Raw genomic sequence first — 14,935 nt, 5'->3', positions numbered from 1 at the left:
CCCGTTCCTGGTGCGGCCGCCCTGTGTGCGGCGGCCGCACCGCACTCGCTGAAGGTGTGTCATGATCTCCAAACGTCCCCTCGTCGCTCTCGGGTTCCTTCTTCCCGCGCTCGTCGTCTACGGGCTCCTCATCCTCTACCCGCTGGCCAACGGCCTCTGGCTCAGCTTCACCGACAGCAGCGGCGGTCCTCGGGCGGAGTTCGTCGCATTCGAGCAGTACTCGCGACTGCTCACCGACGGGGAGGTGCTCCGAGCGGTGGGCACCACCGTGATCTACGCCGTCTTCGTCGTCGTCTTCCAGAACCTGTTCGGGCTGCTTCTGGCCAGAGCGCTCTACAACCGGCCGCGCATCCGCAAGCCGGTCAGCGTCCTCATCCTCATGCCGACGCTCGTCGCTCCGGTGATGGCATCGTTCATCTTCTCGTACCTCTATGCACCCGATGGAACGATCAACGAGGTGCTCCGCGCCCTCGGGCTCGACTCCCTCACCCGAATCTGGCTGGGGGAGCCGGGCACGGCACTGGGTGCCGTGGCCCTGGTCAACATCTGGATGTTCGCCGGATACTCCGCGGCCATCTTCCTGGCCGGATACCTCGCGTTGCCCGCCGACGTGCTGGAAGCCGCCGACCTCGACGGTGCGACGGGATTCCGCCGCTTCCGCACGATCGAGTGGCCCCTTCTCGCACCGTCGCTCACGGTGAACATCACGCTCTCCCTCATCGGCTCGCTGAAGGTGTTCGAGTTCCCGTTCGTGCTCACCAACGGCGGTCCCGCGGGGTCGACCACCACGCTCACCCTCCTCGTCTACCGCAAGGTCTTCGGCGGGGCGGGCGAGTTCGCCTACGGAGTGACGATCGCGGTCCTCCTTCTCGTCATCGTCGTCGTGCTCAGCAGTGTCGCCACGTCGGTGCTGCGCATGCGCGAGAAAAGGATCTGAGCCCATGTCCGCATCTCTCCCCGCACCGACCGGGTCACGCGACCACCGACTGTGGAACGCCGGTAAACGGCGGCTCGGCGACATCGGGCTCATCATCGGAGTCGCCCTGCTCGTGACGCCGTTCGCCTTCGCGGTGCTGACAGCGATCCGACCGGCCGCTGACGTGTCGGCGAATCCACTCGGCTGGCCCGAGCACCTCACCCTCGACAACGTCGTGGATGCCTTCCAGCGCATCAACTACGCGCAGAGCGTCGCGAACACCCTGATCATCCTGGTGACCTCCTGCGTGCTGACCGTCGCCTTCGGGGCCATGGCCAGCTACCCGCTGAGCCGGATCGGACGCTCCTGGACGAACACCACATACCGCGTGTTCATCATCGGGACCACGATCCCGATCTACGTGCTCATCGCGCCGCTGTATCTGCTGGTGCGTGATCTGCACATCCTGGGCACGCATCTCAGCGTCATCCTCGTCTACACGGCCATGAACCTGCCGATCGCCGTGTTCTTCTACACCAGCTTCATGCGCCAGGTGCCGACGGAACTGGAGGAAGCCGCGGCGATCGACGGCGCGGGTCCGCTGCGCATCTTCTTCGTCGTGATCTTCCCGCTGCTCGCTCCCGTGACGGCGACCCTGGTGACGTACATCAGCCTCGTCGTATGGAACGACCTGATCGTGCCGCTCGTGTTCCTCCAGGGCGAGCAGAACCGCACGATCATGGCCAACGCCTACGCCCTGATCGACCCGAACACGGTGGAGCCCACGACCCTGTTCCCGGCAGCGCTGCTCGGTGTCCTGCCTCTCGTTCTGGTGTTCAGCTTCCTGCAGCGCTACGTCGTCGCCGGCATGTCGGCGGGTGCCGTGAAGACCTGACCTCCGGTCCGGGCGCCCGCTCGGACCTCTGAAGAAAGGAAGAAAAAATGCATTCTGCTCCAGCCGCCATCGCGGCAACACGACAGAAGCCGCGTCACGTGAGGACCGCAGCCGCAGCGGCGATCGCTGCCGCCGTGACGTTCCTGGCCCTGATCGGGCCCGGAGCGCCTCCCGCTCAGGCCGATGATGCGTCGTACTTCGTCGACTGCGCAGCGACGGCCAACGGGACCGGCACGCAGGACAGCCCGTGGAACTCGCTCGCCGCGATCCAGGCTCCCGGTGGGTCTTTCGCCGCCGGGGACTCGATCAGACTCAAAGCCGGCACGACCTGCACGGGTTCTTTCACCGCGTCGGGAAGCGGCACTTCTGCGAAACGGATCGTCCTGGGCAGTTACGGCACCGGAGCGAAGCCGATCATCAACGGCGGAGGCGCTGTGGAAGCGCCCGTCACCCTGCGAGACGTCAGCTACTGGACGGTCGAAGGCCTGGAAGTGACGAACATCGCTGCGGAGGAAGGGAAGCGCAGCGGCGTGCTGGTGGAGAACACCGGCAACGAGGTGGAGTCCGGCATCACCATCAAGAACCTGGATGTCCACGACGTCACCGGCCGCTCGGACCGAGACGCCGCCGACCGCTACGTCTCGGCAGGAATCCAGGTTCGTCTGCCGGCCAAAGCCAGCGGACTCACGGGATCCTTCGATGGGGTCACGATCGAGGACAACGCGATCCGGGACGTGAAATCGATGGGCATCGCGGTCGTCGGAGCCCCGAACGGGAACGACACGATCAACCACAACCGCAACGTCGTCATCCGCGGCAACTCCGTGGTTCGCGCGGCCGCGGACTCGATCCTGGTCGGCGTCTCCATCGACCCTCTGGTCGAGCGCAACGTGAGCTATGACGCCGGACAGGGCGCGGTGAACCGTAAAGCCATCGCCGGCATCTGGGCCTATACGAGTGCGAATCCGGTTCTTCAGTTCAACGAGTCGGCCCGCACCCAGCCGGGACCCGACTCGATGGGGTGGGACTGCGATTGGGGCATCACCGGTTCCTGCACGTACCAGTACAACTACAGCCATGAGAACGCCGGAGGGTTCTACCTCGAGTGCCTCACCTGCTTCGGTCCGGCACAGACCGACACCCCCAAGCTGGTCGTGCGGTACAACGTCTCCCAGGGCGAGGGGATCGTCAACGCCGGCAGCGGCGCCAACGCCGATGTCAAGCTCGAGATGTACAACAACACGCTCTACAACCCCGGCGGCGCGTTCGACATCCGGCTTGCCGCGAACTCGCTGGTCGCCAACAACATCTTCGTCGGCTCGAGCCTGACCCGGTTCGACACCGACCGGGGGATCACGGTCGACCGCAACGTCTACCACGGGTTCAACGGCCCCACGGCAGACGTCAACGCCATCAACGCCGATCCGCTGTTCGCCGACCCGGGCAAGGGCGGCGACGGTCTCGGCACCGTCGACGGCTACAAGCTGACGGCCGGATCGCCCGCGATCGCCGCCGGTCGTGTCATCCCCGGCAATGGAGGCCGCGACTACTGGGGTAACGCGGTGCCGGAGACGACAGGCCCGAACATCGGCGCCTACAACGGCGCGGTCGTGCCCAAGGGCGAGTAGTCGCCTCACCGCCGGGTGTTCGAGCGGTCGGAGCATCGATCGTTCGAGCACCCGGGGGTATCAGAACCGACGCCGTGACTACGGCCGAGATGGATAGGAGACGACAGTGAGACGACCGTATGTCGCGGCGTGCATCGCCCTTCTCATGGCGCTGGGATTCTCTGCATGTGCTCCCGCCCCCGCATCGCCGGGGTCCCCTACGAACGACACCGCGATGACGGTGAACGGGACACCGGTTCATGCGGATGAGTTCCGGTACTGCGTAGGACAGGTTCGCGCCACCGTGTGGGATACCGCGTCCAAGAAGGGATGGGCCGTGGACGACGCGGACCCGGTGCGCGCCAGCCGCGCGGGCGAGCTTCTGGTCGACCGGGCAGCGGCGCGATGCACCGACGGAGTCGTCCGTCGACAGGGCGCGGTCGCCCTCACGCTCATCGACGATGCGTCCTTCGAGAGCCTGGTCGAGCGGTGGAGCGCCGATAACGCTGCCCGGGAGGCGGCCGCTCAGGCAGGGGAAGTGCTCTACGGGCCGGTGGAGAAGACCCTCGAGCAGTATGAGTTCCAGGAGATGGCTGATGCGGCATCCGAGCAGGAGAAGGCGGATGCCGCCGCGTTGACGGATGATCCGGAAGCCCTGGACGCCGCGATCCGTGCTCGACCGGACGCGGCCGAAGGCCTGGACATGGCCGATACCGCAGATCGCACGATCGCCGCGCAGGTCGTCGCGCGGGAGATGTTCGATTCCGAACTCGCGCAGGCGGTCTCCGACGCCGAGGTCACGATGAACGAATCCTGGCTGTCCGGGCAGTCGATCTCGGACCTCGCCGGGTCATAGAAGATGCGCGCTGCTCGGAGGCCCATGGGATCCTGAGAGGATGAGGAGCGGGGAGGGAGCGCGATGAGGCCAGTCACCTTGAAGGATGTCGCGGCGGAGTCGGGTGTCTCCGTCCCCACCGCGTCGCGCGTGCTCAACGGCGGCGGACATGTCTCCGCCGAGACGAGGCAGCGGATCCACGAGGCCGCTCGCCGACTGGACTTCCGGCCCAACGCGCTGGCCCAGTCGTTCGCGCTCGGCCGCAGCTTCACGGTCGGGGTGCTCGCCCAGAAGGCATCCGGCAACTTCTCGACTCCGGTCATCACCGGAATCATCGGGGAGCTCAGCAAGCACGACGTCGCCGTGCTGGTCTACGACGACGAGGACAATGTCGCCGCGCGGCCGCAGAATCTCCGCACGCTGCAGGCACGCCGTGTCGACGGGATCATCGTGGTCGGTGACGGCACAGACGTTCCGTTCCCCTCGATCTCGGAGTCGTTCCAGACACCGGTGATCCACGTCTTCGGACTCTCGGACAACCCGGAAGACACCTGCTTCCTTCCCGATGATGTGCAGGCCGGGCGGCTCGCCGCCGCGCACCTCCTCCACCAGGGGAGGAGGAGGATCGCACACGTGACCGCGATGGCGTACTCGCGGGCGGTCCAGGATCGTCTGAGCGGTTTTCGCGCCGAGCTCGGTGACGCGGGCGCGGAGATCGCGTTGTCGGAACCGCTGTTCGGAGACTGGACCATCCCGTGGGGCTACCGAGCGGGTCTCGAGCTGCTCGAACGCCGGGGCGAGTTCGATGCCGTGTTCTGCGGCAACGACTACATCGCGCTCGGCGTTGCCCGCGCCTTCGAACAGGCGGGGGTCCGGGTCCCGGACGACGTCGCGTTGGTCGGCTACGACAACTGGTCGAAATACAGCGGGAGCCCCGATCGATTCCTCACCTCGGTGGACCCTCGGCTGAACAGCCTGGGCAGGATGGCGGCCGAGGCATTGCTGGCGGACGACACCGCCGCGCGACAGCCCGGCGTCAGCTATCAGCCGTGCGTCCTCGTTCCCGGCATGTCGTCCGGAGCGATCGCCTCCGACGGACTGGGTGCGATCGCGCTCCGATGAGTCCGGCGCCCCCACCATCCGCCATTCCCGAGGAGACCTGCCGTGACGGCGAACCCGACGAGCGACGCGCGTATCCGCGAAGGCTATGCCGCACGGTCGGCGGAGTACACCGAGCTCTTCGGCGACATTGCCCAGATGGATGCGGTCGACCGGGAGCGGATCGGGCGGTGGGCGGACGGCGTCGATGGGCGCATCCTCGATGCCGGTTGCGGCCCCGGGCACTGGACGGCGTTCCTCGCCGAACGAGGCAACGAGGTGGAGGGGATCGACCTCGTCCCGGACTTCGTCGACACGGCACGCGCCCGGTTTCCCCACGTCGCGTATCGCGTCGCATCGCTTGCCGAGACCGGCATCGAACCTGGCTCTCTGGGTGGCATCCTCGCGTGGTACTCCCTGATCCATGCCGCTCCGGAGGAGCTTCCCGCCCTGCTCGCTGCGGCTCGGCTCGCGCTCCGCGATGGCGGTGGTCTGCTCGTCGGATTCTTCGACGGCCCCGACGGGGAGCCGTTCGCGCACGCCGTCACGACCGCGCACTTCTGGTCGATCGACGGGATGTCCGGGCACCTGGAACGGGCGGGTTTCGCGGTGATGGAGAGCGAGACTCGCGTGCAGGACGGCCGCCGTCCGCACGCGTCGATCAGCGCGGTCGCGGTCTGAATCTCGTCCGAAGTGGAACTCGGTGGGCCCGAACGATGAATACATAGTGTGGACAACGACAGCGAAATCATCTCCCGGTCGATAGTCGAGCCCGAGCTGTTCGCGCAGATCTTCCAACGTCATGCCTCGGCGATCGGCGGCTACACGCGACGCCGCGTGGGGCTCGATGCCGTCGACGACGTGCTGAGCGAGACGTTCCTCGTCGCGTTCCGCAGGCGCGCGGCGTTCGATCCGACAGCGGAATCCGCGCGGCCGTGGCTGCTGGGGATCGCGACGCGCGTGATGCACCGCCATCGCCGCACGGAAGAACGCCAGTGGCTCGCCAGCGCATCGGAGCAGCCGCATTCGTCGGACTCGCATGAGGAGCGCTCGGATGCGCGCATCGATGCATCATCCGCCGTGCGCGAACTCGGGCCGCGGATAGCAGCGCTCTCGCAGAAGGAGCGCGACGTGCTGCTCCTGTACGCATGGGGCGACCTCAGCTACGAGCAGATCGCCGACGCGTTGCGGATGCCGATCGGAACGGTCCGGTCGAAGCTGAGCCGGGTGCGTCGCAAACTCGCACCCCCGGGCTCGAAGGCAGCAGCACGTGTGACCTGGATGGCGAAGGAGGAGACCAATGCAGTTGCTGGATGAGGTGCGCGAGCTCCGCTCGGACGAGGCGCACGTGGAGGCAGAGCACCTGAGCGTGGCTCAGCGGGTGCTGGAGATCGAGATCGAGCGGTCGAAGCCGCGGCCCGCGAAGGCCAGGCGACGCCGCAGGATCGGGTGGGGTGTCGGGCTCGGGGTCGGCGGCATCGGGGCTGCGGCTCTGGGCACGTTCGCCGTGCTCTCGATCGTCGCCGGCAGTGTCGTCGCCCCTCCGGCTACCTCGACCGCCGCGGCGGCCGAGGTGCTGGAGCGGGCGTCGGAGGCCGCCCTCGCGCAGGTCGGCGCCGTCGATGCGCAACTGGCGCCGGGGCAGTACCTGCGCGTGGAGACCGTGCTGGATCAGGTCCACACCGACGGCACGTCGCAAGACCGCCCGGCGGAGAGCGGAGCCTTTCGGACGCACAGGGTGGACGTGCTCTACGTGCCGGCAGATCGGACGCAGGACTGGATCGTGGAGACCCGGTCCGATGAGATCACGGGCGTGTACGGCCCCGAGGGCGAGAAGTTCCTGGAGAGCGTGCTGGCCGAACCGCAGTTCGACGAGGCGTCGGTGACGGCCTATCCCGCGGGAGTCCGGACGTACGGCGAAGAGACGCAGACGATCGACCAGTATCGGGACCAGTACGACGAGATGCCGCGCGATCCCGACGCTCTGCTGGCGTGGTTCGAGTCGCAGACGCCGGGCGGTTACGCCGGGCTCGCCATCCTGAACGCGCTCTATCAGAACCTGCCGCCGGCGGATCTACGCGCGGCACTTCTCGGGGCGCTGTCGCGGCTGCCGGAGATCAGCCTGGTGGCCGAAGACGGAGACCTGGCCACGATCGAGCGGAACAACGCCGGTTGGAAGCAGCAGTTCGTGGTCGACACGCGCACGGGGATGCTCGTGTCCGTCATCGACCCGCAGCGGCATCCGAACGCTATCGTTCCGGACGGCCTGCCGGACGGCGTGCAGACGTTCACGACATCGATCGTGGACTCGGCTCCGGCGCCGACGCGTTGAATCCGCTCCGTTCCGGTGATCGGGGGCATCACCGGAACGGAGCGGCTTTCCGTGTGCCGACGACTCTTCGCCCGCTATGCTCATGACTGCTATAGCAAATTCTCACACCGAGGATGCGCCCGAGCACGGTCGATGCACACGCGAGCCGACCGCCGCAGCGCCGAGAGGACACGTCATGACCGAATCCGCACGCAGCGTCGTGGTCACCGGCAGCGGAAAGGGCATCGGCCGCGCCATCGCCGAGCGACTCACCGCCGACGGATGGATCGTCGTGGGGCTGGAACGGTCGCCCGGGTCGGGAACCCTCGAGGAGGGGATCGTGGCCGAGGTCGTGCTCGGCGACGCCTCCGACCGCGCCGTCCACCAGCGGGCCGCAGCGGCGGCGCTCGCGCGGGCGCCGCTTGCCGGGTGGGTGAACAACGCCGGCATCACGAAGCACACCCCGCTGCACGAGCTCGATGAGAGCGTGGTGCGCGAGATCCTCGACATCAACGGCTTCGGCTACATCTGGGGCTGCTCGACCGCGGTGTCGGCGTTCATCGATCAGGGCATCCCGGGGGCGATCGTCAACGTCGGCTCCATCCACGGTCGCGCCAGCCACCCCCACCACGCCGCCTACGAGTTCACCAAGGGCGGCATCGATGCGCTGACCCGCAGCGTGGCGGTGAGCTACGGCCGTCTCGGCATCCGTGCCAATACGGTGGCCCCCGGCGGGGTGCGCACACCCCACCTCGAAGCGATGATCGCCGCAGCGCCCGACCCGGACGCTGAAGAGCGCGGGCTCGCCGAGGGTCCGCCGATGGGACGCATCGCTCGGGCCGAAGAGGTGGCCGCGGTGACCGCGTTCCTGCTCTCGGACGAGGCTCCGTACCTCAGCGGCGAGTCGATCGCGGTGGACGGTGCGTGGACGGCATCCTTCGGCGATGTCGCCGTCGACCCGGCACTGGCCGCGCGGTTCGCACGGGAGTGAGGGACTGCGCGACAGCCACCTACCGGGAGCGACGAAGCGAGCCCCCTTCTCAGACGAGGAGGGGGCCCGCTTCTTGGTGCGCTTCCGCTACTTGCGGGGCGGGTTCAACGGCAGCCATTCCTCGAGAGTCGTCTCGAAGATGTGGGCGCCTTCGACGGGGATGAGGGTGCGCTCCTCGATCACCGCGCCGTAGTACGGCGCCGTGTCGTCGCGGACGACCGTGCGCGAGTCACCGCGGAACGTCAGCGCACGGCGGGCGAACTCGTCCATGCCCATGGCCTCGGGGCCGGCGATCTCGATGTCGCCGGTCGGTTCGCCCGCCGCGGCGCGCGCCACAGCCGTCGCCACGTCTTCGGCTGCGATGGGCTGGATCAGCGCGCCGGGCAGGGTCACGGTGTCGCCCTCCGTCGAGATGTCGGCGATGCTGCCGACGAACTCGAAGAACTGCGTGGCGTGCACCAGCGAATACGGGAGGCCCGACTCGCGGATGAGCTGCTCCTGTGCAACCTTCGCCGCGAAGTAGTCGATGTGCTGCGGGCGGTTCGTACCCACGATGGTGAGCGCGACGTGGTGGGTCACGCCGGCCTCGGCCTCGGCCGCCAGCAGGTTGCGTGTCGAGGTGGTGAAGAACTTCAGGACGTCCTCGGCCTCGAACGACGGCGAGTTGGAGACGTCGACGACCGTGTTCGCGCCGACCAAGACCTCGGCGAGCCCCTCGCCGGTGAGCGAGTTGACTCCGGTGTTGGGAGAGGCGGCGATCGCCTCGTGGCCGTGCTCGGTCAGCTTCGCGACGACTTTCGAGCCGATGAGGCCGGTGCCTCCGATGACGACGATCTTTGCCATTTCATGCCTTCCTTTCCGGGGCGCCGAACGGGTGCCCACCAGTTATGACCGAGCGGGAGCTCGTGATGTGACGGATTCGGTGCTGCGCGCCTGCGCGTCAGACCGTCGCTGCGATGCGCCAGTCGTGGTACCGCGTCGGAGCGAGCGTCGCCGTCGCCTCGGGGAGGAGGTCGCGGTTCTGCAGGCGCGCCCCGAAGTAGGTGCCGAGCGGATCTGCGACCACCTCGCGCTCGTCCTGCCGCGCCCGGAGATCCTGGGCGGCGATCTGCGCGAGACTGAAGACCTCCGGACCGCCGAACTCCACCATGCCGAACAGGGGCTCGCCCACGGCCGTCCGAGCCACGGCTTCGGCGACGTCGTCGGCGGCCATCGGCTGCACGAGCACATCCGCGACGCGGACCATGCCGCTGCGCGCCGCCTGATCCGTGATGTTGCGGATGAACTCGAAGAACTGGGTGGCATGCACGAGCGAGTACGGGCGCCCAGACTCCACGATCAGCCGCTCCTGCTGCTCTTTCGCCACGAAGTAGCCGCCCTCGGCACGGGCGAGACGGTCGGTGCCGACGACCGACAACGCGAGGTGATGATGCACTCCGGCAGCCTCGCCGTACGTGAGCAGGTTCATGGTCGAGGTGTAGAAGAAGTCGCGAGCGGCCTCCTCGTCGGTGTAGGAGGAGTTCGATACGTCGACGACCACGTCCGCGCCGGTCAGAGCCTCTTCCAGCCCTTCGCCCGTGTACGAGTTGACGCCCGTGGCGCGAGCGGCGGCAACGACGTCGTGTCCGCTCGCTCGCAGGCTGCGGACGAGCCTCGTGCCGATCAACCCTGTTCCGCCGATGACCGTGATTCTCATGTCTCTCCCTCATTGCCGACTGTCGGTTCCGGATCGTCTCCGCACCAACATGACCGCGCAGCAGACCGGGTTGTGACACGGCCCGGCGCGCGCAGGGCCGGCTTCCGGAAACTTCGTCACATTCTTCGGTCTCACCTGGTCTTGTCTTGCATGAGCCACAGGATCGGCGACGATCCGCACCGGCTCGACCCCACACGAAAGGATCCGTCATGACCGACCATGTACTCGAGCCCGAAGCCCGGGCATTCGCCGATGCGGCAGGAAAGCCGCCGTTCCTCGCCGACCTCGGCGTCGATGGCGCGCGGAGATTGCTGGACGATGTCCAAGCGGGCCCCATCGCGAAAGCCGACGTCACCGACGAGTGGATCACCGTCCGCGCGGAGGTCGGCGACGTCCAGGTGCGCATCGTCAAGCCCGCCGGGGCGACCGGAGAGCTCCCCGTTGTCCTCTACGTCCACGGCGGCGGCTGGGTGCTGGGCAACTCCGGCACGCACGACCGCCTGGTGCGGGAACTCGCGAACGGCGTGGAGGCGGCGATCGTCTTCGTCGAGTACGAGCGCTCGCCGGAGGCGCACCATCCGGTCGCCATCGAGCAGGTCTATGCGACCGCGCGGTGGATCATGAACGAGGGCGCGAGCAAGGGCCTCGACGCCTCCCGTCTCGCCATCGCGGGAGACTCCGTGGGCGGGAACATGGCCGCGGTCGTCGCGATCCTCGCAAAGCGGCGCGGTGATGTCGTCTTCCTCCACCAGTCGCTGTATTACCCCGTGACCGACGCCGGGCAGAACACCGAGAGTTACCGCGAGTACGCCGAGGGATACCACCTCCGCGCCGATGCGATGGCGTGGTTCTGGGACTGCTACCTCCCCGACCTCGAAGCCCGCAAGGACGTGACTGCATCCCCGCTGCGCGCCGCGATCAGCGAGCTCGAAGGGCTTCCCGAGACCCTCCTCATCGTCGACGAGAACGATGTGCTCCGCGACGAGGGAGAGGCGTACGGACGAAAGCTCATCGAGGCTGGCGTGCGGACGACGCTCGTGCGCTACGACGGCACGATCCACGACTTCATGATGCTCAACCCGCTGCGCAGCTCCGCCGCCACCACGGCCGCCATCGAGCAGGCCATCCACGTGCTCCGCAAAGCCCTGACCGTCGCCTGACCCCGCACCACCCACCCACGAAAGAGAGAAGACACCATGTCCACCGAAAAGCCCACCATCGTCCTCGTCCACGGCGCCTTCGCCGAGTCCGCATCCTGGAACGGCGTCATCAGCCGGCTGCAGAGCCACGGCGTGACGGTCGTCGCCGCCGCGAACCCGCTGCGCAGCCTCGCCGTCGACGCCGCCTACGTGCGCGACGTCATCGCCGCCGTCGGCGGTCCCGTCATCCTCGTCGGGCACTCCTACGGCGGCATCGTGATCACCGAGGCGGCGGCCGAGAACCCCGCCGTCGTCGGTCTCGTCTATGTCTCCGCGTTCGTGCCGGAGACCGGGCAGAGCGCGTTCGACCTGTCGACGAGCGCGCCGGGGAGCACCCTCGGCGAGACCCTCGTCGCGTACCCCGTGGCGACCGGCGGCAACGAGTTCGCGATCCGCAAAGAAGCCTTCCACCACCAGTTCGCGGCAGACGTGGCGGAGGATGTCGCCGCTCTCATGGCCGCGACGCAGCGTCCCGTGACGGAGGCGGCGCTCTCGGACGCGGTCACCGCGGCGAACCCGGCCTGGAAGAGCATCCCGTCCTGGCACGTGTTCGGCGATCAGGACCTGAACATCCCCCTCGCGGTTTTCCGCGCCGGCGCCGAACGCGCGTCCTCGCAGGGTACGCGTGAGATCTCGGGGGCATCGCACGCCGCTCTCGTGTCGAACCCGGACATCGTCGCCGAAGTGATCGCCTCCGCCGGCAAGGCCTACGTCGCGAGCCTCGCATCGAGCGCGGCCTGACATGACCGCGGCGCCCTGCACTGCCACCGCGGTGCGGGGCGCCGCACCATCGTCGAGAGAAGGAATGACCATGACCTCTGCTCCCTCCCCGTTTCCCGCCGCCCGCCGTGTCGATGCGGGAGACCTCTCGGTCTCGTACTTCGACCTCGGTGACCCGCATGCGGATCCCGTCGTGCTCCTTCACGGCTACCCGTACGACGTGCACAGCTATGTCGAGGTCGCGCCGATGCTCGTCGAAGCCGGATTCCGTGCCATCGTCCCGTATCTGCGCGGCCACGGCGGCACCCGCGTCCGGGACCAGGACATGCCTCGGACCGGGCAGCAGGCGGCGCTCGGAGCCGACCTGCTGGCGTTCATCGACGCCCTCGATCTGGATGATCCCGTGCTCGCCGGCTACGACTGGGGAGGGCGTGCCGCTTGCGTCGTCGCCGCGCTGTGGCCCGAGCGGATCTCCGGCCTGGTCTCCGTGAACGGGTACCTCATCCAGAACATCGCCGCTTCGCAGACGCCGATCCGTCCCGATCTCGAAGCAGGGTTCTGGTACTTCTGGTACTTCGCCACCGATCGCGGACGCCGGGGGCTCGACGCCAACCGGCGCGAGATCGCCGACGTGATCTGGCGGCGCAACTCGCCGGAGTGGGCGTTCAGCGACGACGAGATGGATCGAGCCGCCGCCGCATTCGACAACCCCGACTACGTCGATGTCGTCATCCACTCCTACCGTCATCGGCTCGGACTCGCGCCGGGGGTGCTGAAGTACGAAGAGCTCGAGCGCGCACTGGCATCGGCGCCGCCCATCAGCGTTCCGACGATCACGCTGGACGGCATGGCAGACGGCAATTTCCCGGCGACCGACGGCACCCCGCAGGCGCACCTGTTCACCGGGCCGCGCGAGCATCGCCGGATCCCGCACGCGGGGCATCATCTCCCGGCCGAGGCGCCGCACGCCTTCGCCCAGGCGGTGGCCGATGTCGCCGAGCCGCCGGGGGACGGCGCCGGAACTCCCTGAGCTGACGGTGCGCCGCCATCGGACGACGGCGGCGAACCATTCTGCGTACGGATCCCGCAGGACGCTCAGTGCAGTTGATCGGTGGGGCGCACCAGGATCTCGTTCACCGCCACATGATCGGGCTGTCCGAGCGCATACACGACGGCGGCGGCGATGTCCTCGGGCTGGAGCGTGCGCATCGACTCGCCGATACGATCCGCTGCCTCGCGCATCACCGAGTCCGTGATGTGGTGCGTGAGCTCCGTGGTGACGAAGCCCGGTTCCACCACGATCGTCCGCACTCCGTAGGGCGTCGCCTCCTGCCGGAAGGATTCGGCGAACGCGGTTATGCCGAACTTCGTCGCCGAGTAGGCGGCGTTCCCGGCCGTCGCGATGCGCCCCGATGTCGAGGACACCTGCACGTAAGTGCCGTGCGACTCGATGAGGTGGGGGAGTGCCGCGCGGGCGACGCGCATCGAACCCAGCAGGTTGGTCTCCACCATCCGGACCCACTCATCCGTGTCCGCGTTCAGGATCATGCCCGCGAGCATCAGACCGGCGTTGTTCACGAGGGCATCGAGCCGGCCGAAACGGGAGACGACGGCGGAGACGACCGGGTCCACGGACTCCGGGCCGGTCACGTCCAGCTCCATCGCCACCATCTCTCCCGGCGCTTCTTCCACCAGCGTCCGCAGGCGCTCGGCCCGTCGCCCGGCCGCGACCACGATCGCCCCTTCGCGGGAGAGGGCGAGGGCAGTGGCCCGACCGATCCCCGACGACGCTCCGGTAACGAGCACGACTTTGCTTCTGAGACTGCTTTCCATCTGCTTCTCCTGATCTGTCTCGGACGCCAATGTGACCGCGAGCCCGCCGCTGCTGTGACATTGCGGACGCGCATCCGGCGCGAGGACTGTCACAGCCGGAGCGCCCGTCCGGTCTCTGCTGTCGATGGCGCGGTCCCGCGCCCCATGATCCGAAAGGCGAACATGTCGACCATCAGCACGCAGGCGTCCTCCCTCACCGAGGCCGGGCGGCGGCGCGAATCATGACCGAGGAGACGCCCGATGTCTCGGCCCTGAACAGTGCGGTCGGGACGGAGTTGTTCGTGCTGCAATCGGCGGCGAGCTCGACGATCAGCGAAGCGGGAACGCGCAGCTCGATCTACCTGTCGACGCTGTCGAGTGGGCTGGTCGCGATCGGCTTCGCCGCGAACTCTCCGGCCCTGATCGGAGTGCTCGCATTCACCGTCCTCCCGGCGATCTTCGCGCTGGGGTGGTTCACGGTCGTGAGACTCGTCGACACGAGCGTCGAGAACATCACCGCGCGTCGACGAATGGAGCGGATCCGCGAGTACTTCGTCAGCCTGCATCCCCGGGGTCCCGAGTTGATCGCCCTCGACACCCCGCAGTCCGGCGAGCTGGGGGTCCGCTACGCGCGCTCCTCGTTCCTGTTCACGATGGCGAGCATGGTCGGCGCGGTGAACGCAGTCCTCGGCGGAGCCCTCGTGACCCTGGTGCTCGTCGGGGTTTTCGGGGTCGTCGAGCTTCCCGCGCAGGCCGTCGGCATCGTTGTCGGGGTGCTTCTGCTGACCGCGACCCTGATCTACGAACGCCGACGGATCCGGGCTGCCACGTGAAACATCTTCGACCGTTGTCACA

At 67.9% G+C, this 14,935-nt stretch carries 16 protein-coding genes; 13 read left to right on the top strand and 3 right to left on the bottom strand.

Annotation, left to right across the window (positions count from 1 at the left end; translation table 11 throughout):
- Positions 1 to 61 precede the first annotated feature (61 nt).
- From DW298_RS08285 to DW298_RS08245, 9 genes are all read left to right on the top strand, one after another.
- Positions 62 to 937: a sugar ABC transporter permease gene (locus tag DW298_RS08285; RefSeq protein WP_136041963.1), complete on the top strand. Its 876-nt coding sequence runs from the start codon at positions 62 to 64 to the stop codon at positions 935 to 937.
- Positions 938 to 941: 4 nt separating this feature from the next.
- On the top strand, positions 942 to 1,811 hold the full coding sequence (locus tag DW298_RS08280; RefSeq protein ID WP_136041962.1) for a carbohydrate ABC transporter permease: 870 nt from the start codon (positions 942 to 944) through the stop codon (positions 1,809 to 1,811).
- A 47-nt stretch (positions 1,812 to 1,858) separates the two neighbouring features.
- The gene (locus DW298_RS08275) at positions 1,859 to 3,439 is read left to right on the top strand and encodes a right-handed parallel beta-helix repeat-containing protein (protein ID WP_136057602.1); all 1,581 of its coding nucleotides are present in this window, start codon (positions 1,859 to 1,861) and stop codon (positions 3,437 to 3,439) included.
- 316 nt (positions 3,440 to 3,755) lie between these two features.
- Positions 3,756 to 4,274 (top strand): hypothetical protein, encoded by a 519-nt coding sequence (locus tag DW298_RS08270; RefSeq protein WP_136041960.1) that lies wholly within the window; start codon positions 3,756 to 3,758, stop codon positions 4,272 to 4,274.
- 63 nt (positions 4,275 to 4,337) lie between these two features.
- Positions 4,338 to 5,375: a LacI family DNA-binding transcriptional regulator gene (locus tag DW298_RS08265; RefSeq protein WP_136041959.1), complete on the top strand. Its 1,038-nt coding sequence runs from the start codon at positions 4,338 to 4,340 to the stop codon at positions 5,373 to 5,375.
- Positions 5,376 to 5,417: 42 nt separating this feature from the next.
- On the top strand, positions 5,418 to 6,032 hold the full coding sequence (locus tag DW298_RS08260; RefSeq protein WP_240745067.1) for a class I SAM-dependent methyltransferase: 615 nt from the start codon (positions 5,418 to 5,420) through the stop codon (positions 6,030 to 6,032).
- Positions 6,033 to 6,080: 48 nt separating this feature from the next.
- Positions 6,081 to 6,668: a sigma-70 family RNA polymerase sigma factor gene (locus DW298_RS08255; RefSeq protein ID WP_136041958.1), complete on the top strand. Its 588-nt coding sequence runs from the start codon at positions 6,081 to 6,083 to the stop codon at positions 6,666 to 6,668.
- Positions 6,652 to 7,683, top strand: a complete 1,032-nt coding sequence (locus tag DW298_RS08250) for a hypothetical protein (RefSeq protein ID WP_136041957.1) — start codon at positions 6,652 to 6,654, stop codon at positions 7,681 to 7,683. Before DW298_RS08255 ends, DW298_RS08250 begins: the two co-directional genes overlap by 17 nt.
- 175 nt (positions 7,684 to 7,858) lie before the next feature.
- Positions 7,859 to 8,653 carry an SDR family oxidoreductase gene (locus DW298_RS08245; RefSeq protein ID WP_136041956.1) on the top strand — a complete coding sequence of 265 codons (795 nt, stop codon included), beginning with the start codon at positions 7,859 to 7,861 and terminating at the stop codon, positions 8,651 to 8,653.
- Between the two features lie 87 nt (positions 8,654 to 8,740).
- On the opposite strand, the gene DW298_RS08240 is transcribed toward DW298_RS08245, so the two are convergent.
- Positions 8,741 to 9,496: an SDR family oxidoreductase gene (locus tag DW298_RS08240; RefSeq protein ID WP_136041955.1), complete on the bottom strand. Its 756-nt coding sequence runs from the start codon at positions 9,494 to 9,496 to the stop codon at positions 8,741 to 8,743.
- A gap of 97 nt (positions 9,497 to 9,593) precedes the next feature.
- Positions 9,594 to 10,349, bottom strand: a complete 756-nt coding sequence (locus DW298_RS08235) for an NAD(P)H-binding protein (protein WP_136041954.1) — start codon at positions 10,347 to 10,349, stop codon at positions 9,594 to 9,596.
- Positions 10,350 to 10,558: 209 nt separating this feature from the next.
- Here DW298_RS08235 and DW298_RS08230 point away from each other — a divergent pair, with 209 nt between their 5' ends.
- From DW298_RS08230 to DW298_RS08220, 3 genes are all read left to right on the top strand, one after another.
- Positions 10,559 to 11,509, top strand: a complete 951-nt coding sequence (locus DW298_RS08230; protein ID WP_136041953.1) for an alpha/beta hydrolase — start codon at positions 10,559 to 10,561, stop codon at positions 11,507 to 11,509.
- Positions 11,510 to 11,545: 36 nt separating this feature from the next.
- Entirely contained in the window at positions 11,546 to 12,289 is a 744-nt protein-coding gene (locus DW298_RS08225) for an alpha/beta hydrolase (protein WP_136041952.1), read from the top strand.
- Positions 12,290 to 12,359: 70 nt separating this feature from the next.
- On the top strand, positions 12,360 to 13,298 hold the full coding sequence (locus DW298_RS08220) for an alpha/beta hydrolase (protein ID WP_240745066.1): 939 nt from the start codon (positions 12,360 to 12,362) through the stop codon (positions 13,296 to 13,298).
- Between the two features lie 65 nt (positions 13,299 to 13,363).
- Here the strand turns inward: DW298_RS08220 and DW298_RS08215 are convergent, their stop codons facing one another.
- Positions 13,364 to 14,074 (bottom strand): SDR family NAD(P)-dependent oxidoreductase, encoded by a 711-nt coding sequence (locus tag DW298_RS08215; RefSeq protein ID WP_240745065.1) that lies wholly within the window; start codon positions 14,072 to 14,074, stop codon positions 13,364 to 13,366.
- A 248-nt stretch (positions 14,075 to 14,322) separates the two neighbouring features.
- Between DW298_RS08215 and DW298_RS08210 the strand changes: the two genes are divergently transcribed.
- Positions 14,323 to 14,913 (top strand): hypothetical protein, encoded by a 591-nt coding sequence (locus tag DW298_RS08210; RefSeq protein WP_136041949.1) that lies wholly within the window; start codon positions 14,323 to 14,325, stop codon positions 14,911 to 14,913.
- The last annotated feature ends 22 nt before the right edge of the window (positions 14,914 to 14,935 follow it).

This window comes from Microbacterium sp. A20, assembly GCF_004794515.1.
Classification (GTDB): domain Bacteria; phylum Actinomycetota; class Actinomycetes; order Actinomycetales; family Microbacteriaceae; genus Microbacterium.
The sequence above is the reverse complement of the archived record's forward strand: the minus strand, read 5'-3'. Positions and strand labels throughout refer to the sequence as shown.